General features: G+C 62.6%; 21 protein-coding genes. 6 read left to right on the forward strand and 15 right to left on the reverse strand.

From position 1 onward, the window contains the following. Positions 1-57 precede the first annotated feature (57 nt). The 8 genes from FAA86_RS16280 to FAA86_RS16315 form a co-directional block, all read right to left on the reverse strand. Positions 58-552 carry a 2-thiouracil desulfurase family protein gene (locus FAA86_RS16280; RefSeq protein ID WP_210309811.1) on the reverse strand — a complete coding sequence of 165 codons (495 nt, stop codon included), beginning with the start codon at positions 550-552 and terminating at the stop codon, positions 58-60. Between the two features lie 45 nt (positions 553-597). After that, positions 598-864: a type II toxin-antitoxin system ParD family antitoxin gene (locus FAA86_RS16285; protein ID WP_136542249.1), complete on the reverse strand. Its 267-nt coding sequence runs from the start codon at positions 862-864 to the stop codon at positions 598-600. Positions 865-969: 105 nt separating this feature from the next. Continuing rightward, the gene (glyS, locus tag FAA86_RS16290) at positions 970-3,123 is read right to left on the reverse strand and encodes a glycine--tRNA ligase subunit beta (RefSeq protein WP_136542250.1); all 2,154 of its coding nucleotides are present in this window, start codon (positions 3,121-3,123) and stop codon (positions 970-972) included. Between the two features lie 96 nt (positions 3,124-3,219). After that, positions 3,220-3,525, reverse strand: coding sequence for a HigA family addiction module antitoxin (locus FAA86_RS16295; RefSeq protein WP_113460681.1), 306 nt, complete (start codon positions 3,523-3,525; stop codon positions 3,220-3,222). 144 nt (positions 3,526-3,669) lie between these two features. Further along, the gene (locus tag FAA86_RS16300) at positions 3,670-4,221 is read right to left on the reverse strand and encodes an endonuclease domain-containing protein (RefSeq protein ID WP_342774138.1); all 552 of its coding nucleotides are present in this window, start codon (positions 4,219-4,221) and stop codon (positions 3,670-3,672) included. 339 nt (positions 4,222-4,560) lie between these two features. Next, on the reverse strand, positions 4,561-6,495 hold the full coding sequence (locus FAA86_RS16305) for a DUF2207 domain-containing protein (RefSeq protein ID WP_136542252.1): 1,935 nt from the start codon (positions 6,493-6,495) through the stop codon (positions 4,561-4,563). After that, positions 6,492-7,757 carry a 3-phosphoshikimate 1-carboxyvinyltransferase gene (locus FAA86_RS16310; RefSeq protein WP_136542253.1) on the reverse strand — a complete coding sequence of 422 codons (1,266 nt, stop codon included), beginning with the start codon at positions 7,755-7,757 and terminating at the stop codon, positions 6,492-6,494. Before FAA86_RS16310 ends, FAA86_RS16305 begins: the two co-directional genes overlap by 4 nt. Before the next feature lie 36 nt (positions 7,758-7,793). Further along, complete coding sequence (locus tag FAA86_RS16315) at positions 7,794-8,345, reverse strand: LemA family protein (protein WP_136542254.1); 552 nt, start codon at positions 8,343-8,345, stop codon at positions 7,794-7,796. Positions 8,346-8,551: 206 nt separating this feature from the next. On the opposite strand from FAA86_RS16315, the gene FAA86_RS16320 reads away from it, so the two are divergent. Then, positions 8,552-10,564, forward strand: a complete 2,013-nt coding sequence (locus FAA86_RS16320) for a sensor histidine kinase (RefSeq protein WP_136542255.1) — start codon at positions 8,552-8,554, stop codon at positions 10,562-10,564. 27 nt (positions 10,565-10,591) lie between these two features. Beyond that, the gene (locus tag FAA86_RS16325) at positions 10,592-10,993 is read left to right on the forward strand and encodes a response regulator (RefSeq protein ID WP_136542256.1); all 402 of its coding nucleotides are present in this window, start codon (positions 10,592-10,594) and stop codon (positions 10,991-10,993) included. Positions 10,994-10,996: 3 nt separating this feature from the next. Here FAA86_RS16325 and FAA86_RS16330 read toward each other — a convergent pair whose 3' ends face one another. From FAA86_RS16330 to FAA86_RS16355, 6 genes are all read right to left on the reverse strand, one after another. Next, positions 10,997-11,929, reverse strand: coding sequence for a glycine--tRNA ligase subunit alpha (locus FAA86_RS16330; protein WP_136542349.1), 933 nt, complete (start codon positions 11,927-11,929; stop codon positions 10,997-10,999). Positions 11,930-12,055: 126 nt separating this feature from the next. Then, positions 12,056-13,195 (reverse strand): sensor histidine kinase, encoded by a 1,140-nt coding sequence (locus tag FAA86_RS16335; RefSeq protein ID WP_136542257.1) that lies wholly within the window; start codon positions 13,193-13,195, stop codon positions 12,056-12,058. Positions 13,196-13,314: 119 nt separating this feature from the next. Next, a complete protein-coding gene (locus tag FAA86_RS16340; RefSeq protein ID WP_113376057.1) occupies positions 13,315-13,512 on the reverse strand; it encodes a hypothetical protein in 198 nt (65 codons plus the stop codon). A 36-nt stretch (positions 13,513-13,548) separates the two neighbouring features. Further along, positions 13,549-14,412, reverse strand: coding sequence for a S49 family peptidase (locus tag FAA86_RS16345; RefSeq protein ID WP_136542258.1), 864 nt, complete (start codon positions 14,410-14,412; stop codon positions 13,549-13,551). 95 nt (positions 14,413-14,507) lie between these two features. After that, entirely contained in the window at positions 14,508-15,314 is an 807-nt protein-coding gene (locus FAA86_RS16350) for a tRNA1(Val) (adenine(37)-N6)-methyltransferase (protein WP_183954591.1), read from the reverse strand. A gap of 7 nt (positions 15,315-15,321) precedes the next feature. Next, entirely contained in the window at positions 15,322-15,552 is a 231-nt protein-coding gene (locus tag FAA86_RS16355; RefSeq protein WP_113376055.1) for a putative signal transducing protein, read from the reverse strand. 125 nt (positions 15,553-15,677) lie between these two features. On the opposite strand from FAA86_RS16355, the gene FAA86_RS16360 reads away from it, so the two are divergent. From FAA86_RS16360 to moaB, 4 genes are all read left to right on the forward strand, one after another. Then, positions 15,678-16,694 (forward strand): polyprenyl synthetase family protein, encoded by a 1,017-nt coding sequence (locus FAA86_RS16360; RefSeq protein ID WP_113462100.1) that lies wholly within the window; start codon positions 15,678-15,680, stop codon positions 16,692-16,694. A gap of 120 nt (positions 16,695-16,814) precedes the next feature. Next, positions 16,815-18,626: a tetratricopeptide repeat protein gene (locus tag FAA86_RS16365; RefSeq protein WP_136542259.1), complete on the forward strand. Its 1,812-nt coding sequence runs from the start codon at positions 16,815-16,817 to the stop codon at positions 18,624-18,626. A gap of 5 nt (positions 18,627-18,631) precedes the next feature. Beyond that, entirely contained in the window at positions 18,632-19,528 is an 897-nt protein-coding gene (locus FAA86_RS16370) for a 4-(cytidine 5'-diphospho)-2-C-methyl-D-erythritol kinase (protein WP_136542260.1), read from the forward strand. Then, complete coding sequence (gene moaB, locus FAA86_RS16375) at positions 19,528-20,076, forward strand: molybdenum cofactor biosynthesis protein B (protein ID WP_136542261.1); 549 nt, start codon at positions 19,528-19,530, stop codon at positions 20,074-20,076. Before FAA86_RS16370 ends, moaB begins: the two co-directional genes overlap by 1 nt. 31 nt (positions 20,077-20,107) lie before the next feature. Here the strand turns inward: moaB and FAA86_RS16380 are convergent, their stop codons facing one another. Further along, entirely contained in the window at positions 20,108-20,629 is a 522-nt protein-coding gene (locus tag FAA86_RS16380) for a glycosyltransferase family protein (RefSeq protein ID WP_113462013.1), read from the reverse strand. Between the last annotated feature and the right edge of the window lie 38 nt (positions 20,630-20,667).

Consider the following 20,667-nt stretch of genomic DNA (forward strand, 5'->3'; position numbering starts at 1 on the left):
ACCTTCCGTGTGACGCAGATCGAGAGGCCGCCGGAGCGATCCGGCGGCTTTTTCATGTCAGGCCGTGCGATCGATATGCGCGGCTAGTCGATCGAGCTCGCGATCGGAGAAGACTTCGATGCCGGCTTCACGCATCAGGGCTGCGGTGACGCCAAAGCCGGGGTGGCAGGTGCCGGAGAAAGAGCCGTCATAGATGAAGCCGGAACCGCAGGACGGGCTGCCGTCGATGAGGAGCGCGACATCGCATCCCTGCTCGCGGGCGAAGGCGACCGCCTTCTTTCCGCCCTCGACGAATTCGGCGGTGACATCGCCGCCCGTCACCTCCAGCACCCGGGCCCGGCCGGCCAACACATCCTCGCCGTTCATGCCACCTTCGATTTCGGCGGGCGGGCGCGGCGTGGGCAGGCCACCGGCCTGTTCCGGACAGTAGCCGACGAGGCGACCCTCGGCCTTCCAGCGTTCGATCCGCGGATCATTCAGCGGCTTGCCCTTGCCGTCATAGCGGACAGGGCGGCCGAGCAGGCAGGCGCTGATAAGGATTTGGGGGGGCATTCTAGCAATACCAAAGTGGTCGCGGCGGGCGATGTCTGCAGCAGCTTAGGTTTCTTGAGAAGCTCGCGAACGAAGATGGCGTTCCCGCAGAAGGGCTTTGAATTCCTCGCGATCGAAGGGCACAGACGGCCCGCTGTTTTCCCCCTCGATCAGCGCCTTGCGCAGCCATTCTGTACGCGCCTGCTCTTCTTTCAGCAGCTGAAGACCGGCCTCGACCACTTCTTGCGCCGACTTGAACTGGCCGCTTTCGAGCTGAGACTCGACGAAGCTGTCATAGGGTTCGGCAATGGTGACCTGAACGGGCTTGTTCATGGGGATCGCTCCAACTGGCTGCCAATCCAATCTAGCACAGGATGCCGACCTCGGAAAACTCGCCGCATGAAACGAAAGACCCCGCCGAAGCAGGGTCTCACATCATCAGCCTGTGATCTTGGAGAAGTCCGCGACCGTGGCTGTCGCCTCGCGGATTGCCTTCAAGAGCGCAAGGCGGTTGGCGCGGATCGCGGCATCCTCGTCATTGACCAGGACATCCTCGAAGAACTTGTCTACCGGGCCGCGCAGTGTCGAGAGCGCCTGCATGGCGGAGCGGAAGTCTTCCGATGCCACGGCCTCAGCCGCGGATTTCGAGGCGGACTGGATGGCGGCGAAGAGGGACTTTTCCGCGTCGAGCTTCAACAGCGCTTCCGAGACGCCATCTGCGACGACGGTGCCCTTCTTCTCTTCGGCAGCCAAAAGCTGGGTGGCGCGCTTGGTGCCGGCCAAGAGATTCAAGCCGTCTTCCGAGGTGATGAAGGCGGTGAGCGCCTCGGCCTTGCGGGCCACCATCAGCAGGTCATCGGCGTCTGGCGTCAATACGGCATCGATGATGTCGTGGCGGGCGCCCTGATCGCGCAGGTAGACCTTCAGGCGGTCGTGGAAGAAGGAGAGGAGGTCGGCATCCTTGGCGACGGACGCCAGCGGCAGACGAATGCCCTTCTCTAGGATCATGCGCACCACGCCCAGCGCCGCACGGCGCAGCGCATAGGGGTCCTTCGAGCCGGTCGGCTTTTCGTCGATCGCCCAGAAGCCGACCAGCGTGTCGAGCTTGTCGGCGAGCGCGACGGTGAGGCCGACCTTGTCTTCCGGCAGACGATCCGACGGGCCGTTCGGCTTCCAGTGGTCTTCGATGGCGGCGGCGACGGAGGCATCTTCGCCCTGCAGGAGCGCATATTTGCGGCCCATGGCGCCCTGGAGTTCGGGGAATTCGCCGACGGCTTCGGTGCGCAGGTCGGCTTTCGCCAGCACCACAGCGCGGTCAACGAGGGCGGCATCAGCGCTTACGATCGGGGCCAGCACCTTGGCCAGTTCGCGGATACGCGCGACGCGCTGCCCTTGCGTGCCGAGCTTGGCATGGAAGGTCACGTTCAGCGCGTCGAGCTTGGCCATGCGCTGGTCGAGCGGCTTCTTGAGATCCAGGTCGAACTTGGCGGCCGAGGCCTTCAGCGTGTCGAGGTCCGGCAGGTCGCCCTGGTCACGCTTCCAGAAATGCAGCGCATCCGACAGACGCGCGCGCACGACCTTGCCATTGCCATGCATAATCTCGCGGCCGCCATCGGTGGCCTGGATGTTGGAGATCAGGATGAAATGGTTGGAGAGCTTGTCCGTCTCACCCTGCGGGCGCACGACAAAGCACTTCTGGTTGGTCTTGATCGTCAGGCGGATGATCTCGGCGGGGATCGAGAGGTAATCCTCTTCGAATGTCCCGAGCAGAACCTGCGGCCATTCGACGAGGCCGGAGACTTCCTCCAGCAGGCCCTCGTCCTCGACGAGTTCAAGACCGTTGGCGAAGGCGATGTCGCGGGCGTCGTGCAGGATCATGTCCTTGCGGCGCTCGGCGTCAAGGATGACCTTGGCGCGTTCCAGGCTCGAAACGTAATCGTCGAAGCGCTTGACGGTGATGGCGTCGGGCGCATGGAAGCGGTGACCATAGGTGACATTGGAAGCCACGATGCCGTCGATCTCGAAGGGGATCACCTGCACTTCGTCATGCTCGGGGCCGAAGGTGCAGACGATCGACTGCAGCGGGCGCACCCAGCGCAGGCTCTCCATGCCCTTGCCCTCGATGCCGCCATAGCCGGAGCCCTTGGGCATGGAGGCAAAACCAGAGCGCATCGATTTCGGCCAGGGGAAGGCTCTGATGATGCCGGGCATGACATCGGCGATGATTTCTTCGGCCGCACGACCGGGCTTTTCCAGATAGGCAACGTAGAAATCGCCCTTCTTCGGATCGGTCTTGATCGTGGCCTGGTCGATCGCGGTGAGGCCCGCGCCACGCAGGAAGCCGTCGATCGCGCCTTGAGGTGCCGACACGCTCGGCCCCTTCTTCTCTTCCTTGATATCGGCCGAGCGGGCGGTCAGCCCGCGAATGTCGAGCGTCAGGCGCCGCGGCGTCCAGTATTCGCGCGCACCCTCATAGGTGAGACCCGCATCGACAAGCGCATCGGTGACCATCTTCTTCAGATCGCCAGCCGCCTTGCGCTGCATGCGGGCGGGGATTTCTTCGGAGCGGAGTTCGAGCAGGAGATCGGGCATCGGGTCTGACTTTTCGAGATGTTGCTTGAGGCTGCGGCGGACTTAGCAAGCCCTGCGGCAAAAGTCATCCATGGATGCGTGCAAAATGGCGGGGGTTCAGGCTGCGGTCAAATCTGTTCGCACGGGAATGGCAGCCAGCTCGGCGGCTTTTGCTGTCGCTTCTGTCTTCAGGTCATAGCTCGTCTGCAGGTTCATCCAGAACTGCGGCGACATATCGAAATACCGAGCGAGGCGAAGCGCAGTATCGGGTGTCAACGACGTCTGCTCGGCAACCAGACGCTCGATCCGCGTGCGTGGCACATTCAATAGGCGCGCAAGGGCGCCGGCGCTCAGGCCCATGGGCTCGAGAAACTCATCGCGCAGAATTTCACCGGGATGGACGGGCGGCAGGACGATGGTCATGGCATGTCTCCTTCTCAGTGGTAATCGACGATCTCGACCTTATCGGCACCGTAATCGGACCAGACGTGCCGCCATCACCCCCACCCGCGCGTTCCGCGCGACCTCCCCGCTCAAGGGGGAGGTGGGTGGTGCGGCGTCAGCGTCTCAACCACCCTCCCCGTGAGGGGGAGGGTCGGAGCGGAGCTCCGGGGTGGGGTGATCTGACGGCAACCTTTTATCACCTTTGGACGCGTCAAACGCAGGAGGACGATCCGCTCTGCGTGGTGACCTGACATCTGGGTGCAGTTCAAGGAATATCTCGTGCTCACGGGCCGCCGCATAGATTGTGTCGAGGACCGCATCCAGCTCCGTCAGGACTTCGGCGTTCCAGAAGCGGATCACTTTGTATCCCTGCTCCTCCAAAAAGTCGGTTCGCTCCTGGTCTCGTTCAAGCCCTTCATCCGTCGCATGCTGGGAGCCGTCCAACTCAATGATCAGGCCGATCTGATGACAAGCGAAATCGGCAAAGTAGGGACCGATCGGGACCTGTCGGCGGAAGTGGCTGCCATCGATTGGAATGCGCCAGAGATGGCGCCAGAGTTTCCGTTCGGCGTCAGTGGCCTTCGATCGCAGGCGCTTGGCATTGGCGCGGCGAAAGCGATCCATGGAATTGGGAGGTCTGGGCATAGCTGCGTTCCGGTGCCTTGACATCTCCATGGAACGTCGAATCTCAGCGCGTTTCAACTCTGGGGATTGAGGGGAAATGCGAGAGCTTGGCCAGGATCACCCCCGCCCGCCGCTTTGCGGCGACCTCCCCCCTCAAGGGGGAGGTGGGAGACCGGCGCTGGCCGTTCCAAACACCCTCCCCTTGAGGGGGAGGGTCGGAGCGGAGCTCCGGGGTGGGGTGATGACGCTAGGCGCAAGTGATCTAGGAATAGCCGAATGAGCAAGTGACAGGACGACGTCCAGACGTCCGCTCCAAGCGGATCAGGTAATCCATCGGGCACCCCCACCCGCCGCTTCGCGGCGACCTCCCTCCTCAAGGGAGGTGGGTGACTACCACCCTCCCCCGCCGCCGCCGCCACCGCCGCCGCCGGAGGAGCCGCCGGAAAAGCCTGAGGAGGATGAGGAGCTGGAAGGGGGCGGTGCCGGAATGGTCGAGGCGATCGTCGAGGCCATGGAGGAGGAGAAGCCGCCGATGAGGTCGCCGAAACGGCCGTAGTTGCTGCCGTGGTACCAGCCGGGGCTGTAGGCGGCGGCTGCGGCGCCGGCGGCGGCCGTGGCGAGCCAAGTTTCGAAGGCTTGCGACCACGGCTTTTCGACGCCCAGCGCCACGGCATAGGGCAGAAGCTTTTCGAAATGGCTGGGCGACATGGTCGGCGCGCCGGCCATGTTCATGCGATCCTTTTCGGCGAGCGTCAGATAGATGCGCAGGCCCTCGATGCCGTCCATCAGCTTGCGGCCGAGCGGGGTCGGGGCGCCCATGATGTAGAAGAAGAGCAGATTGACCAGCAGGATGCCGCCGACGGCAATCAGCACCGGGAATTGGTGGGTTGCTTCCAGATCCATCCACATGGAGAGCAGCATCAGGCCGAGCGTCGAGAGGGCAACGAAGCCGATGAAGGCCAGCGCCACCACGGCGAAGATCTTGCTCACAAGCGAGCGCCCGCGGCGCAAGGTGCGACCGAGACCGGCTGTGAACGTGCCGAAGAAGACCGAGAAGAAGGTGGGCACGAACACCAGCGCGTAGACGTCTTCGGTAAGGTCGCCAAAAATGAAAAGGGCTGCGATGACCGCGATCGAGAGGCCGATGCCGAGCGAGGTATAGCCGGCGTTGCCCTTGTAATACTTGTTGCGGTGTTCCTTTTCGATCGCCTGGCGGAAGCGGTTGCCGACGGATTGCACCTTCTTGCCGTTGGCCTTGTCGATGACGAGTTCGTCGCCAGCTGAGGGAATTTCCGCCATCAGCGCTGCTTCTCCCGATGGCAGCTTGCCCTCAATCGGCTTTCTCGTCCGCCGGATCGTGATGCTGCTGTCGAGATCGTCGAGCTCGACATAGCCGGCGACTGCGAGATTGAGTGCGGCAGCGGAAAGCGCCGTCCAGCCGGCGCCGGAAAAACCCTTGTTATCGATATAGTTGACCAGCGCCGGCGAGATGCCGTCCGGCGCGTCCCAGCGCGGCACGACGACGCCCTTTGCCGGATCGCGCCCGACGGCAACCCAGGAGCGGAGATAATAGAGGAAAATGACGGCAAGGCCGCCGAAGCCGATGATCGTGTTCAAGTTGTCGCGAATGAGCCACCAGGCGCTGTCTTCCGACGAGGGGGTGGCAACGACGCCCTTGTCGAAAGCGAGCACGATGGTCAGGCCTTCGCCCGGCCCGAGCGGCTCGGTGGTTTCAAACTCGAGGCCATCTGAGCCTGGGATTTCACGCGCGTTCTTCGCCGTCGAGCCTGTGGCACCGGTATAGACCGTTGTCCTGGTCGGAACCGCATCATCCGGAAGGGAGACGCTGGCACTCGCCTCTTCGATCGGGAAGAGCCAGCCATTGCCGGTGACGTTCCAGTAGAGCTCGTCGTGATCATCAAAATAGCGGATCTGCCGGCCGGTGCGATAGGTGATGGTGTAGGTGTATTCTCCGGGACGCAGGAAGACGTCGGCCGAGCCGGTATAGATCCGGATGCCGCCGGAGACGGATTCAGTGTGATTGGGCTCCGGCCGACCGTCCCGTTCGACCGAGATCAGTTCGAAGTCGACTTTCTGGCGAAAGCCGCGGGCGTCCTGCGTGTAGAGCGGGAAATCGCGAAAAATACCGCGCTTGATGTCATTGCCTTCGGCATTGACAGTGATCGTTTCCGTCACCTCGAGCGTGGCGTCGGGCAAGACCGTGATGTCGGAGTGATAGTCGCGAATGACCTCCTCAGCCTGCGCGCCGCATGCCATCCAGAAAACGAGAAGGAGAGCGGAGCACAGGCGGAGGAGCATGGTCATTTCGGATCATTCCTGACGAATTCGACGCCGAGGGAGGCGAGCGCATCCCAATAGCCGGGATAGGTTTTGCCAACACAGGCGGGGTCGAGAATGGTGATGTCGCGGATCTTGAGGCCCGCCAGCGCGAAGCTCATGGCGATGCGGTGATCGGCGAAGGTGTCGATCTCGGCCGGCAGCGACTGGCCTGCAAGCGATGGATCGGAGAAGACGAGCAGATCGTCGCCCTCTTCCTTGGCAAGGCCCTCGCGGATGTTGTTGAGGCCAGTGGAGACGGCGCGGATGCGGTCGCATTCCTTGACGCGCAGGTTCTCGATGCCGACGAAACGCACCGGCGTCTCGTTGAAGGCGGCGAGCACGGCAATTGTCGGGATCGCATCCTGCATCTGGCTGCCGTCGATGACAGCCGGCATGTTCGGAAACTGGGCGATCACGTCATAGGCCTTGGCATCCGGCTGGGTGAAAGCGTCAGACGGCGTGCCGATGTCGATCTGGCCCTTGGTCAGGACTTCCGCGCCCCAGAGATAGGTGGCGGCAGATGCATCCGGCTCGATGTGGAAATCGGTCGCGGTATAGCCCGTCGGCTGGATGACCCAGGACGATGATGTCGGCTGCTCGACCTTGGCGCCGAAGGCGCGCATGGCCGACATCGTCAGGTCGATGTAGCCGCGGGCGCCGATATCGGCACCGGCAAGCTCGATGGTGAACGGCTCCGAACCGCAAGCCGCGGCCATCTGGAGAGCCGAGACATATTGGCTGGAGAGGCCAGCATCGATCACGACATGGTTCTTCTCGAAACGGCCGGTCGCATCGATTGTCACAGGCGGGCAGCCGGTGGGGGACTCGATCGTCACGCCAAGCGATTTCAAGGCTTCGACCAGCGGCTTGATCGGGCGCTTGCGCATGTGCTCGTCGCCATCGACGACATAGCGGCCCTGGCCGAGGGCGAGCGCGGCGGTTAGGAAGCGGGTGGCGGTGCCGGCATTGCCGAGGAAGAGCGGCGCGGATGGTGCCTTCAACTCGCCCGAACTGGTGACGACGAAGGTGGTGGCATCCGGCTCCTCGACGGTCACGCCCATCTGGCGCAGCGCCTCGGCCATATAACGGGTGTCATCGCTTTTCAGCGCGCCGGTCAGGCGGCTGGTGCCCTTCGCCAGACCTGCCAGGAGAAGCGCGCGATTGGTGATGGATTTCGAACCCGGAGGGCTCACCTTGCCGTTCAGGGCATGGGTGGGCGGAAGGATGGTCACACTGTCAGTCGTCATGATCTCGGTCTCTAAAGGGACATCCGCCGAAGGACGTCAGAACTTGACCGTCGGTACCGCACGGTCGGCCTCGTTGGCAATCTCGAAATAGGGTTTCTTCGAGAAGCCGAACTGGCCGGCGACGAGGTTGTTGGGGAAGCTCTCGACCTTGACGTTCAGATCGCGGGCCGCGCCATTGTAGTAGCGGCGCGACATCTGGATCTCACCCTCAATGGTTTCGAGCGACGTTTGCAGCTGCAGAAAGTTTTCGTTGGCCTTGAGATCTGGATAGGCTTCGGCGAGCGCGATGACCTTGCCGAGGGCGGCCCCCAGCATGCCCTCGACGGCCGCGCGGCCGGCGACATCGCCCGCTGGAACGGCCTGAGCCTTGTTGCGCAGCTCGACGACGCTTTCCAGCGTGCCCTTTTCATGACCGGCATAGCCCTTCACCGTCTCGATCAGGTTGGGGATGAGATCGGCGCGGCGCTTCAGTTGCACATCGATACCCGACCAGGCTTCCTCGGCCATCTGCCGGGCCTTTACCAGACCGTTGTAGATGAAGACGAGATAGGCGCCGATGGCGGCGAGGATGGCAAGTGTCGTGAACATGGATGGCAGGCTCCGCAGCTGAATTGGCCGCACGTTAGCGGGTCATCATGCGAAAGTCATGATGGAAGTTGGCCAGAAAACGCCTAGCCGCTCCGAGAACCCCTTCGCTGCGCAGATGCTTCAAATTGCAGGCAAACCGGCACAGCTCCGTTAATTCGCGCGTCCTAATATGGCCGCCCGATAGGTTTTTGCAGCGGAGCTGTCGCATGCAAGCTTTGACCTGGAACACCCTGCCCCCCTGGGCCCTGCTCGCCAGCCGCGACATGCTGAGAGCGGCGATCCCCGAAAGGCGTCTCGGCGACACGCTGAAAGAGGTTCTTGCCGTCCTGACCTCTCTGCCGCAGCTCGATTTGTCCGACATGGCTGCCATCTACATCCGCGAAGCCGGTCAGGACCGACAGCGGCTCTTTCACCACAATACCGCCGATCAGATGGACCTGCCCATCGATCTTCCCCTGGGCGCGCGCATGCCGGACTGCATTGCCGAACGCGAGGACCTGATCCCCTACTGGATACCGATTTCCATCACCGGCGATCCGGATTTTGGCACAGTCGCCTTTTTCAGCCGCACCGAGCGGCCGATCAACATGGAAAGCCTGATGGCGCTCCGGCTCCTGGCGCAGGAGCTTGCACCGATCATACAGCAGCGCACCGGCTGCACGGCTTCGCTTATCGATATGGTGGAGCTGTCGACGGATGAGATCTACATCTTCGATCCGCTGCGCTTTACCATCAGCCGCACCAATGCCACCGCCAGTGTCAGGACCGGCTATTCGGCCGAAGCGCTTACCGGGATGACACCCGCATCGCTGAAAGTCGGCATTTCCGAGCTCGATTATCGAGCGAAACTGATGCCGCTGGTCGAGGGCAGTACCCGCAGCGTCACCTTCGATGCCATCCAGCGCCGACGAAACGGCACGGTCTATCCGGTCAAGGTGCATGTCTGGCGCATAAGGGGGCCTTCTTCCGACCTGTTTGCCGAGGTCGCCATCGCGACCGCCGATCAGCGCAAGGCCTTCGGACTGCTGGAGCAGGTGTTCGATGCGATTCCCGGCGGGATCGGCGTCTTCGACAACCGGTCGCGGCTGTTGATGGCCAACCGGCGGCTCTACGACCTCATGAACATTCCACCGGAGCTCTTTCCCCCGGGATCCAAATTCGAGGACATCCTGCGCTACAATGCCAGCCGCGGCGAATGGGGCGACGGCGATCCTGAGGCCATGGTGCGCGAGCGGATCGAACAGGCGGCCCTCGGTCTGCCCTACAGCTTCGAGCGCGAGCGCAAGAGCGGCAAGGTGCTGGCTGTGCGATCCGAGCCGCTTTCCAACGGCGGCTATGTGCTGAGCTACACCGATATCACGCTGCGCAAGCGCGCCGAGAAGGAGCTGATCCGCAATCGCGACGAGCTGGAAAAGACGGTCCGCCAGCGCACGGCGGAGATCGCGGCCCAGGCAGCGGCGCTTGAAGAGGCGCTGCAGCAGGAAAAGAACATCAATGCCATGCAGCGGCAGTTCGTGGCGATGACCAGTCACGAATTCCGCACGCCGCTCGCCATCATCGATGGCGCCGCCCAGCGCATTCAGCGCAAGAAGGGTGAGATGGAAGCCGCCTTCCTTTCCGAAAAGACGCAGCAGGTGCGTTCGGCAGTGGCGCGCATGGTGGTGCTGATGGAGAGCTTCCTGTCTGCCGGCCGCATGGACACGGGCAAGATCGAGCTGTCACTGGTCGACTGCTCCCTGCACAAGCTGATCGAGCAGGCGATCAAGCGGCAGAAGCTGTCGTCGCAACATCATCGATTCGACGCCGAGATCGAGGCACTGCCGCCCGTGATCCGCTGTGATGCGCTGGCGATCTCACAGGTTCTGACCAACCTGCTCTCCAACGCGGTCAAATATGCGCCGCGGGCGCCCGACATTACCATCCGCGGCTGGGAGGAAGACGGCTTCGTGTTTCTTTCCGTCAGGGACGAGGGCGTCGGCATCGACGCCGAGGACGTGCCGAAACTCTTCCAGCCCTATTTTCGCGCCCGCACCTCGACCGGCATCGCCGGCACCGGGATCGGCCTGTCGCTCGTGAAGCAGATCGTCGTGCTGCATGACGGCGACATCTTCGTCGAGAGCGAGCGCGGCAAGGGCACCTGCTTCACCCTGGTTCTGCCGATCCAGGGGCCGGCAATTCCAGAGACAGCTCAACCTGCGCCGGAGGTGAGCGCCGCCTGATCCTGCAATCCACTAAGGGAGACTGACATGATCACAGTGCTTTGCGTCGAAGACGAAAGAGACGTCCGGGAGCTCATTGTCGAGGAGCTGGAAGAGGCCGGCATCCGTGTGTTGCAAGCCGAAAACGGCAAGGAGGGGCTTGACAAGATCTTAAGCCAGCGGCCGGATATCGTCATCTCCGACATCACCATGCCGGAGATGGACGGGATCTCGATGCTCGGCGAGTTGCAGATCAACCACCCGCAATTCGCCAATATGCCCTTCCTCTTCCTGACCGCACTCGCCGACCGGGAAAAGATGATCGAGGGACTGGGCGCCGGTGCCGAAAGCTACCTCACCAAGCCGATCGACTTCGATGTGCTGATGGCCAAGATCCACGGACTGGTAGTCCGGATCGAGAACCGCGTGGCGGCGGGGCTGGAGTTTTAGGCCTTACGCAGCCCGGCCGAAATTGACCCCACCGGCATCGGTCAGAAGAAACGCCTCGCCGCAGCTTTTGGCCAGCGCGCGGACGCGGCCGATATAGGCCTGGCGTTCGGTGACCGAGATGACGCCGCGGGCGTCGAGCAGGTTGAAGATGTGGGAGGCCTTGATGCACTGGTCATAGGCCGGGAAGACGCATTTGTGCAGGCGCTGGTTTTCCGTGTCCGAGGGCGCGCCGGCGGCGAGGAGCGCCTGGCATTCCTTTTCGGCATCGATGAAATGGCGATGCAGCATCTCGGTGTTGGCGAATTCGAAGTTGTGACGGGAGTATTCCTGCTCGGCCTGCAGGAAGACGTCGCCATAGGAGATCTTCTCTTCACCTTCGCGGCCGTTGAAGTTCAGGTCATAGACGTTGTCGACGCCCTGGACATACATGGCCAGACGCTCAAGCCCATAGGTCAGTTCGCCCGAGACCGGCGAGCAGTCGATGCCGCAGACGGCCTGGAAATAGGTGAACTGCGAGACTTCCATCCCGTCGCACCAGCATTCCCAGCCAAGGCCCCAGGCGCCGAGTGTCGGGCTTTCCCAATCGTCTTCGACGAAGCGGATGTCGTGCAGCAACGGGTCGAGGCCGATCGCCTTCAGCGAGCCGAGATAGAGTTCCTGCAGATTGGACGGGTTCGGCTTCAGGATGACCTGATACTGGTAGTAATGCTGCAGGCGGTTCGGGTTTTCGCCGTAGCGGCCATCCGAGGGGCGGCGCGAAGGCTGCACATAAGCGGCGCGCCAGGGCTTGGGGCCAAGCGCGCGCAGTGTCGTTGCAGGATGGAAGGTGCCGGCACCGACTTCCATGTCGTAGGGCTGCAGCACCGCGCAGCCCTTGTCCGCCCAGTAGGCATGCAGCGTCAGGATCAGCGCCTGGAAGGAGCGCTTCGGGTCCATGTGCGGGGCAAGGGGCGTGTTCATCGGGCTATCCATCGGCTTGGCTCATGTTGCGGCCCGTCTGGTGCCATGAGCGGACCCAAGGGTCAAGCGTCTCGGCAAGCGGATCACGGATGCGGGGATTGCTCAGTGCTCGAGGTCGTCGGCGTTGTGCAGCTTGCCGACCAGGGAGAAGGTCACACCTTCCGGATTGAACCGGATCGCTGCCTGGCCCTGGAAGAGATCGGAGACGACACGTTCCGTCAGTCTCGAGCCGAAGCCGCGTCGCGCGGGTTCGGTGACGGGAGGTCCGCCGCTTTCCCGCCAGTCGAAGGTGAAGCCGTTCTCGGGCTGCTTGTCCCAGGTCATCACGACACGGCCTTCCGGCCGGGACAGTGCGCCGTATTTGGTGGCATTGGTCGCCAGTTCGTGGATCGCAAGCGAAAGACCGAGCGCCTGTTGGGCGGAGAGATAGACTTGCGGACCCGTGATCGTGATGCGGTCGTCGCCGTCGACATGGGGTGCGACGGCTGTTTTCGCGATCGCGGTGATTTCGGCGGCCGTCACGCTCATGCCGGTCAACACGTCCTGCGCCTTGGCCAGCGTCTGGATCCGCGCCCCTATCGTGGTAGCGGCCTCCGATATAGACGGGGCATTGCGCAGGCTCTGGCTGATGATCGACTGGACCATGGCCAGCGTATTCTTCATGCGATGGGCCAGCTCGCGGTTGAGAAGCTTCAGCTCCTCTTCATGCTGCTCACGCTCATCGAGATGTCTCTGCGCATCGAGATAGGCCTTCTCCAAAGCCCTGCGGTCGATCACGGAGGCCGTTGTCTCCGTGACCACGTTCAAGAGACCGGCAATCTGCGCGTTGTCGTCGTAAAGGGGGCTGTAGGAAAAGGTCCAATAGCTTTCCGTCGGCGCACCATTGCGATGAATCTGCAGCGGCAGGTTCTCGATCCAGGTGCCTTCGCCGGCCTGCGCCCGCTTCACGAAGGGTTCAACACCGTCCCAGACATCCGACCAGTATTGTCGGAATGGCTGACCGAGCGCGTTGGTTTCGCGGCCGCCGAGGATCGGAAGATAGCTGTCGTTGTGAAACTGCAGCAGGTCCTCGCCCCACCAGAAGCACATGGGTTGGCGTGTCGTCAGAACGAGGCGCAGGGTCGTCAGCAGGGACAAAGGCCACGAAGACATCGGCCCAAGGCATGTCTTGCCCCAATCGAAAGAGCGGATCTCTTCCGCCATCTGGCCCGTCACGCCGTCCAACTGCGTCGTGTAGCTCATGAGACTCCAACTTCGGATGCCTGCGAACGCAATATTCGCGATCCTGCAATGACTTAGGTTATCTTTTCCGCGGTGACAATGAAAACCTGCTCAGCCGCTCATCAGCCTGCATGGGCTGATCAGTCGTCGTCGTCCGGACGTCGGGGGCGGTATTCGCCTGTCTCCGGATCCTGGATCAGAGTTCCAATCGCCTGGTTTTCACGCTCTTTTTCCTCGGCACGGGATCTTGCCGCCAGCTTTTCGGCATCGGCCACGAAGCGGCGGTAGAGCAACCAGGCGCCACCGACCAGGATCGTCAAGAATATCAGCTGCGCCATGTCCCCTCGCCTGTCAGCCGCCGCACTCCGCTCCGGTCAAAGACCGTAGCGGCCCCATAGTGCCTTTTCTTCGAGCGTCTCGGCAAGACCGGCAACCGCCTGTGCGGCGATCTGATCCGTCGACCCGAATGCGCCGATGCCTGGGGCGCGGCGACCGAAGAGCCCCTTCGGCGCACCGATGAGTTCGAGGCGGGCATCCTTGCCGTAGCGCGTCTTGATCTCCTCACGCATGCCGCCGAGGCGATCGACGAGGCCGAGCTCCAGGCCCTTGCGGCCAGTCCAGAACAGACCCGAAAACAGTGTCGGATCATCCGCGAGATGGCTGCCACGGCGGGCCTTGACCATGTCGATGAAGATCTCGTGGATCTCGAGCTGCAGGGTCTTCAGGTATTCGATGTCGCTTTCCTTTTCCGGCTGGAAAGGATCGAGGATCACCTTGTTCGCACCAGCGGTGTAGACGCGGCGTTCGACGCCGATCTTCTTCAGGAGTTCGGGAAAGCCGAAACCGCCGGAGACGACGCCGATCGAGCCGACGATGGAGGTGGCGTCCGCGATGATCTCGTCGCCAGCGATCGCGATCATGTAGCCGCCGGAGGCTGCGACATCCTCAACGAAAACGAGGACACGCTTGTTCTTCTCTTCGGCAAGCGCGCGGATGCGGTCATAGATCATGCGCGACTGGACAGGAGAACCGCCGGGGGAATTGATCGACAGCGCCACGGCCGGGCTATCCTTCATGGCGAAGGCTTTTTCCAGCTGGCCGGCGATGGAGGAGAGGTTGAGCGCCGGGCGGAAGCGCGAACCACCGCTCATGATGGGGCCATGCAGCCGGACGACCGGAATGACGGTGCCCTTCTTCTGGAAGCGCTTGGGAACCAGCCGTTTCAGAAAGTCTGCCATGGTCGCGTCTCAACTCCTCATGATCTTCAATATCGGGAGGAGATGTAAGATGCGCCGGCGCAAACACAATGGCGCGCCTGGAAAAATCAGTGTTTTCAACGCAGCCGCGGGTATCCGGCGCGCCCGTTGTTGAGATCGTCGACGAAGGGTGCAAAGGCATGGCTTTGCGGATCGTCATGCATCAGAAGCGGTGCGCGCAGCTGCAGGCGGGCGCGGGAGCCCTTGATCGCGGTGACCAGGATGCGGGTGGCATTTTCGCCCTCGCGCGGATGGATCGCCGTGATCTCGATGCCGCCAAAACGCTTCCCGCAGGCGGCGATGATTTCGGCGATCGACTGGGGCCGTGCAATCAGCGAGAGCTGGCCGCCCGGGATCATGATTGCGCCTGCGGTCCGGATCCAGCTTTCAAACAGGTTCTCGGTCATCGCATGGGCTTCCGCCTTCAAGGCATCCGGCGTTTTGCGATCACCGGGATCGTTGAAAGGCGGGTTCATGATAACGTGGTGAAAGCTGTCATCGGCGAGGCCGGCAAATACACGGGCGCGGCCGGTCAGGGTGACATCGGCCTCAACGACTTCGGCGCGGCCGGCAAGGTTCGTGTTTTCTGCGAGTGCCAGGCTCTTGCGAGCGTAAGCAGCCATATCGGGGGAGCGCTCGACCAGAGTGACCGAGGCGTTTGGCAGACGGACCGCAACGGCAAGGCCTGCAGCTCCTGCGCCAGCGCCGAGATCGGCAACGCGGACCTTACGATCATCAACGACAAGTGACGCAAGCAGCATGGCATCCATGCCGGCCCGGTGGCCGCGACCGACGGGCTGAACCAGATGGAAGCGGCCGCGATGGAAGGCGTCCACCGTTTCCTGCACGGGCTGCTCGCTCAAGGGCTCTGTGCCTGCCGCCATGGCGACCTCAGTCCTCGCGGTCGCGCAGTTCTGCGCCCAGGCCGGCATCGGTCAGAATGCGGCGAGCCTGGTCGACACAGTCGGAATCCACCAGCAGGCGGCGCTGCAGCATGCCGAGTGATCCCTCCAGAATGCTCATCGACTGGTCGGCGATCATGGTGGCGATCCCGGCATCGCGCATCAGGCTTTCAGCGAAGGAGAGCAGGACGACGTCGTTACTGCGAATGATCTCATGCATCGATTTCAGAACTCACTGTTTACGGCAAAACCGTGTTCAAGCCCGAAAGCGAGGCAATTCGCCCCTTGCCGTGGCTCCTCCGGCTTTTTATTGTCGGCCTCCAAATTGAACAGGAGTCCGGTGCGTTGGGCGTAGTCATACCGCTTGAGGAAAGCAAAAACAAACAGGCATCCGTCAAGCCTTTGGTGGACCTGACGAAAAGCGGCATGGAGCGTGTCAACCAGCTGATCCTGTCGAAGGCCGGCTCCGATGTGCAGATGATCCCGGAAGTCGCCAATCATCTGATTTCCTCCGGTGGAAAGCGGCTGCGCCCGATGCTGACGCTCGCGACGGCCGCCATGTTCGGCTACGAGGGCGATCACCACATCAAGCTCGCGACCTCGGTCGAATTCATGCACACGGCAACCCTGCTGCACGACGACGTGGTCGACGAAAGCGATCTACGGCGCGGCAAGTCCACGGCCCGCACGATCTGGGGTAACCAGGCCAGCGTGCTTGTCGGCGACTTTCTGCTCGGCCAGGCCTTCCGCATGATGGTCGAAGTCGGCTCGCTCGATGCACTTGACGTTCTCTCGACGGCGGCCTGCGTGATTGCCGAAGGCGAAGTGCTGCAGCTTTCGGTCGCCAAGAACATGGAGACGACCGAAGACGACTATCTCGCCGTCATCCGCGCCAAGACTGCGGCCCTGTTTGCCGCCGCCGCCGAAGTGGGTCCGATCGTCGCAGGGACGGACAAGGCCACCCGCAGCGCACTGAAGTCCTATGGCATGAATCTGGGTCTTGCCTTCCAGCTGGTCGACGACGTGCTCGACTATGGCGGCAAGGCTGCCGAAACCGGCAAGAATGTCGGCGACGATTTCCGTGAGGGCAAGATTACCCTGCCGGTCATCCTGTCCTATCGCCGCGGCACGGCAGCCGAGCGCGAATTCTGGAAGGAATCGATCGAAGGCGGCCAGAACGACGATGCGCGGCTCGAAAAGGCGCTTGGTCTGATCGGCAAGTATGATGCGCTGACCGATACGATCCAGCGGGCACAGCATTATGGCAAGATCGCACGCGATGCGCTGGCGCCCCTGCCGGAAACGCCGTGGAAGAGCGCGCTCAACGATGTGATCGACTTCTGCATTTCGCGAGTCAATTGACGCTTCACCGTCGATTGCCTTGCGAGGCTGCTTCAAAAAAGCCATTCTGTCCGTGAATCATCGCGTCTCGCCCGTGCGCGGGTGACGCGCGCTCGTCTTCGGTTCTGGAAAGGCTCCTTCATGCGGCAATGCTTTGCCCTTCGCTCTCTCGCCGGCACCGCACTTGCGCTGCTTCTCAGCGTCTCGCAGGCGCCGATGGCAGTTGCCGCGACCACATCGCCAGCGCAAGAAACCGAAAGCTTCGACATCGAAAGTGTCGATTCCTTTGCGGGCGCCTTTCTGGCGGCGAGAACGGCCGAGACCGATCGCGACTATGGCAACGCGGTGAAGCTCTACAAGAAGGCGCTGGAATTCACGCCGAACGAGCTGGAGCTACAGCAGCGCCTGATGATCGCGCTCATCATGAACGGCCAGTTCGACGAGGGTGCCGATCTCGCCAAGGTTCTGGAAAAGGATCCGGCGGTGGAGCGGGTGACCTCGGTGGCGCTCGGCTTCCGGGCGATCCGTGACGGCAACTATTCCGAGGCGCTCGATCACTTCAAGTATCAGGGTCCGAATGATCTGGACCGGCTGATGAACCAGCTGCTGATCGCCTGGACGAAGGTCGGCGAAGGCAAGGGCATGGAAGCGCTGAAGCTGGTGCAGGACCTCAACGGGCCGAGCTGGTACGGCATTTTCCAGAACTATAATCTTGGCGTCATGGCGGCCATGGTCGGCGACACGGACACGGCGCGCAAGGCGCTGACCGAAACAGTGACCGACCGCAATGGCGGCGCGACGGCACCCGATACTTTTGCCCGTGCGGTCATCGCCCTGGCAACGCTCGAAGCCCAGGCAGGCAACAAGCAGAAGGCGCTCGATGCGCTGGCTGCCGGCGGCGAGCTCATCACCAATTTTGCTCCCTTCAAGGCTTTGCGTGACGAGATCGAGGCCGGCCGTCAGCCGAAGCCGGTGGTTGCGACCGCGGCCCAGGGCGCTGCGGGCGTCCTGTTTTCGATCGGCGGCGCGCTAAACCGCGAAGGTGCGGAAGACACCGTCATGCTCTATCTCCAGCTCTCGCATGCGCTGGACAAGGATGCGGCCGACACGCTGATCCTGCTCGGCGGCATTGCCGAGAATGCGAAGCAGCCGGAAAAGGCGATCGCCTTTTATCGTCAGGTGCCTGAGACTTCGCCGATGCGGCGGATCTCCGAGCTGCAGCTGGGCCTGACGCTGGCCGAGACCGGCAAGGTGCAGGAAGCGCGCGAGCATCTTCTGGCGCTCATCGCCTCCGATCCGCAGGACATCCGCAGCTATCTCGCCTATGGCAGCGTGCTCTCCGACGCCAAGGACTATGCGGCGATGGCGGAGAACTACGACAAGGCGGTCGAGATCACCGGCCAGACGCCGTCCCGGAACCACTGGTCGGTGTTCTTCCAGCGCGGCATCGCCTATGAGCGCCTGAAGAAGTGGGACAAGGCCGAGCCGAACTTCCACAAGGCACTCGAGCTCAATCCCGACCAGCCGCAGGTCCTGAACTATCTCGGCTATTCCTGGGTCGACATGAACCGCAATCTCCAGGAAGGCCTGGAGATGATCAAGAAGGCCGTCGAACTGCGGCCGGATGACGGCTACATCGTCGATTCGCTCGGTTGGGCCTATTACCGCCTCGGTCGCTTCGAGGAAGCCGTCGTCGAGCTCGAAAGGGCGGTCGAACTGCGCGCCGGTGACGCGACGATCAACGACCACCTTGGCGATGCCTACTGGCGCGTCGGACGCAAGCTCGAGGCCAAGTATCAGTGGAAGCGGGCTCTTGCCTCCGAACCGGAGGAAGCCGAAGTTCCGAAGATCCAGGCGAAGATTGAGAAGGGTCTGCCGCCGATCGAGGCGGATGCAGCCAAGGTCGAGAGCAAGCCGGCCGAAGAGCCCAAGAAAGACGACAAGAAGACCTGATCCGCATGACACCTGTTGCAGAGCGCCGGCCGGAGCGGATCGTCGAGACGGCTCCGGCCAAGATCAACCTCGCTTTGCATGTCACAGGCCGGCGTGACGACGGATATCACCTGCTCGATAGTCTTGTGACCTTTGCCGAAGACGGTGACGAACTGGTCTTCGAGACGGCAGATAGCGACAGTTTTCGCGTTGTCGGTCGCTTCGGCACCGAGCTTTCCCAGGACGACAATCTGGTTCTGCAGGCCCGTGACCTGCTGCGGGCAGCCCTTGACGCCCAGGGTCAGCCATATCGCCAAGTCGCGATCACGCTCGACAAGAGCCTGCCGATCGCTTCTGGCATCGGTGGCGGATCGGCGGATGCGGCTGCCGCGCTGCGGGGGCTCTCGAGGCTCTGGAAAGCCGACCTGCCCGCTCAGACACTCCTGGAGATTGCCATTCAGCTAGGCGCCGACGTGCCGATGTGTCTCGCCTCCACGCCCTTGCGCGCCAGAGGTATCGGCGAGGCGATCGAAAAGGCCGCGATGCCCTCCGTGCCGCTGGTTCTGCTCAATCCCCTGAAGCCCGTCTCGACCCCGGAGATCTTCCGCAGCCTGACGCGGCGGGACAATGCACCGATCGGCGAGATGACTGCGGCGCCCAACGTTTCGGAATGGATGAAGTCGCTCTCGGTGCTGCGCAACGACCTGCAGCCGCGGGCCGAAGCGCTGGTGCCGGAGATCGCAGAAGCCTGCGACCTGCTTCGCCAGAGCCTTGCCGGTTTCGTGCGCATGTCCGGCTCTGGCGCTACCTGTTTCGGTCTCTACGAAACCGAGGCTGCGGCGATGAAGGCCGCCCTTGCGCTTTCGGCCTATCGGCCGAATTGGTATGTGCTTCTGACACGCACCGTTCCGGGAGAAATCTGATGAGCCGCATCGACGAGAGCCGCCCCTTCATCCCCGTGGGGATCGCCGTGCTCACGGTTTCCGACACCCGCAGCCTCTCCGACGACAAATCCGGCGACACGCTCGTTGCCCGGATCGAAGAGGCCGGCCATCGGCTCGTCCAGCGCGCCATCGTGAAAGATGACAAGGCCGCGATCCGGGCGCAGGTCGAAGACTGGACGAAGCAGCCGGAGATCGATGTCGTCATCACCACCGGCGGCACGGGCTTTACCGGCCGGGACGTGACGCCCGAGGCGCTGGAGCCGCTGTTTGAAAAGCGCATGGACGGCTTTTCCGAGGTCTTCCATCGCATCTCCTATGACAAGATCGGCACATCGACGATCCAGTCTCGTGCGACGGGTGGCGTTGCCAATGCCACCGTCATCTTCGTGCTGCCCGGCTCGCCCGGGGCCTGCAAGGACGCCTGGGACGGCATCATCAAGCTGCAGCTCGACTATCGGCACATGCCCTGCAACTTCGTGGAAATCATGCCACGGCTCGACGAGCACCTGAGGCGCAGCCAGGGCTGAGCGCCGTCTTCTCGCAAGCGGCAAATCCGGATCAGCGGCGTGCTTCGCGCGCGACCCAGGAGGGTATGATCTCGGAGGCCAGACGGCGCGGCTTGTGGCCTTTCGCAAGCTGCAGAAGCTCCCTGCCCTCTCCGGCCAGGCCCAGCGCCTGACGTTTGGGAATGAGCAGGCCATTTTCCAGGAGCGGGCGGCTGCGGGTCAGGCGGCGGTAGAAGGGCAGACGATAGAGCCGCGATTCGGAGAATCGGGCCGGGGCCTTATTCAGCGCCACATATTCGGACACCTCGTCGACCCAGCCAGCTCCCAGTCGCGCGCCAGGCTCGATCAGCAGCAGCCACTGACCACGCGCTGTCGCCAGCAGATCCTTCATGTCCCATTGCTGATAAAAGCGGCAACCGGCGGCGTCGGCGACCAGCGAGGAGCCGTCCTGCGAGCCGTGATCAAGCACGATGACATCGCTGACAAGGCCCTCAACAGCGCCTGCCACCAGCACGGACAGGGTCTGTGCCAGCTCGGGTTCCTGATCGTGGCATTCCATGATGACTGTGAGCATTGCCTATATCTATCGCATTGCACAAAGTTTTGCCACAA

The sequence above is a fragment of the Rhizobium rosettiformans W3 genome (assembly GCF_004912135.1).
Taxonomy (GTDB): domain Bacteria; phylum Pseudomonadota; class Alphaproteobacteria; order Rhizobiales; family Rhizobiaceae; genus Allorhizobium; species Allorhizobium rosettiformans.

Bases quoted from the DNA above. Each gene is read 5' to 3' on its own strand.
- FAA86_RS16355 (WP_113376055.1), bottom strand. From the start codon at position 15,552: ATGCATGAGATCATTCGCAGTAACGACGTCGTCCTGCTCTCCTTCGCT.
- FAA86_RS16305 (WP_136542252.1), bottom strand. From the start codon at position 6,495: ATGACCATGCTCCTCCGCCTGTGCTCCGCTCTCCTTCTCGTTTTCTGG.
- FAA86_RS16330 (WP_136542349.1), bottom strand. From the start codon at position 11,929: ATGGACCCGAAGCGCTCCTTCCAGGCGCTGATCCTGACGCTGCATGCC.
- FAA86_RS16310 (WP_136542253.1), bottom strand. From the start codon at position 7,757: ATGACGACTGACAGTGTGACCATCCTTCCGCCCACCCATGCCCTGAAC.
- FAA86_RS16300 (WP_342774138.1), bottom strand. From the start codon at position 4,221: ATGGAGATGTCAAGGCACCGGAACGCAGCTATGCCCAGACCTCCCAAT.
- FAA86_RS16365 (WP_136542259.1), top strand. From the start codon at position 16,815: ATGCGGCAATGCTTTGCCCTTCGCTCTCTCGCCGGCACCGCACTTGCG.
- glyS (WP_136542250.1), bottom strand. From the start codon at position 3,123: ATGCCCGATCTCCTGCTCGAACTCCGCTCCGAAGAAATCCCCGCCCGC.
- FAA86_RS16295 (WP_113460681.1), bottom strand. From the start codon at position 3,525: ATGACCATCGTCCTGCCGCCCGTCCATCCCGGTGAAATTCTGCGCGAT.
- FAA86_RS16320 (WP_136542255.1), top strand. From the start codon at position 8,552: ATGCAAGCTTTGACCTGGAACACCCTGCCCCCCTGGGCCCTGCTCGCC.
- FAA86_RS16335 (WP_136542257.1), bottom strand. From the start codon at position 13,195: ATGAGCTACACGACGCAGTTGGACGGCGTGACGGGCCAGATGGCGGAA.
- FAA86_RS16315 (WP_136542254.1), bottom strand. From the start codon at position 8,345: ATGTTCACGACACTTGCCATCCTCGCCGCCATCGGCGCCTATCTCGTC.
- FAA86_RS16370 (WP_136542260.1), top strand. From the start codon at position 18,632: ATGACACCTGTTGCAGAGCGCCGGCCGGAGCGGATCGTCGAGACGGCT.
- FAA86_RS16280 (WP_210309811.1), bottom strand. From the start codon at position 552: ATGCCCCCCCAAATCCTTATCAGCGCCTGCCTGCTCGGCCGCCCTGTC.
- FAA86_RS16380 (WP_113462013.1), bottom strand. From the start codon at position 20,629: ATGCTCACAGTCATCATGGAATGCCACGATCAGGAACCCGAGCTGGCA.
- moaB (WP_136542261.1), top strand. From the start codon at position 19,528: ATGAGCCGCATCGACGAGAGCCGCCCCTTCATCCCCGTGGGGATCGCC.
- FAA86_RS16345 (WP_136542258.1), bottom strand. From the start codon at position 14,412: ATGGCAGACTTTCTGAAACGGCTGGTTCCCAAGCGCTTCCAGAAGAAG.
- FAA86_RS16340 (WP_113376057.1), bottom strand. From the start codon at position 13,512: ATGGCGCAGCTGATATTCTTGACGATCCTGGTCGGTGGCGCCTGGTTG.
- FAA86_RS16285 (WP_136542249.1), bottom strand. From the start codon at position 864: ATGAACAAGCCCGTTCAGGTCACCATTGCCGAACCCTATGACAGCTTC.
- FAA86_RS16325 (WP_136542256.1), top strand. From the start codon at position 10,592: ATGATCACAGTGCTTTGCGTCGAAGACGAAAGAGACGTCCGGGAGCTC.
- FAA86_RS16350 (WP_183954591.1), bottom strand. From the start codon at position 15,314: ATGGCGGCAGGCACAGAGCCCTTGAGCGAGCAGCCCGTGCAGGAAACG.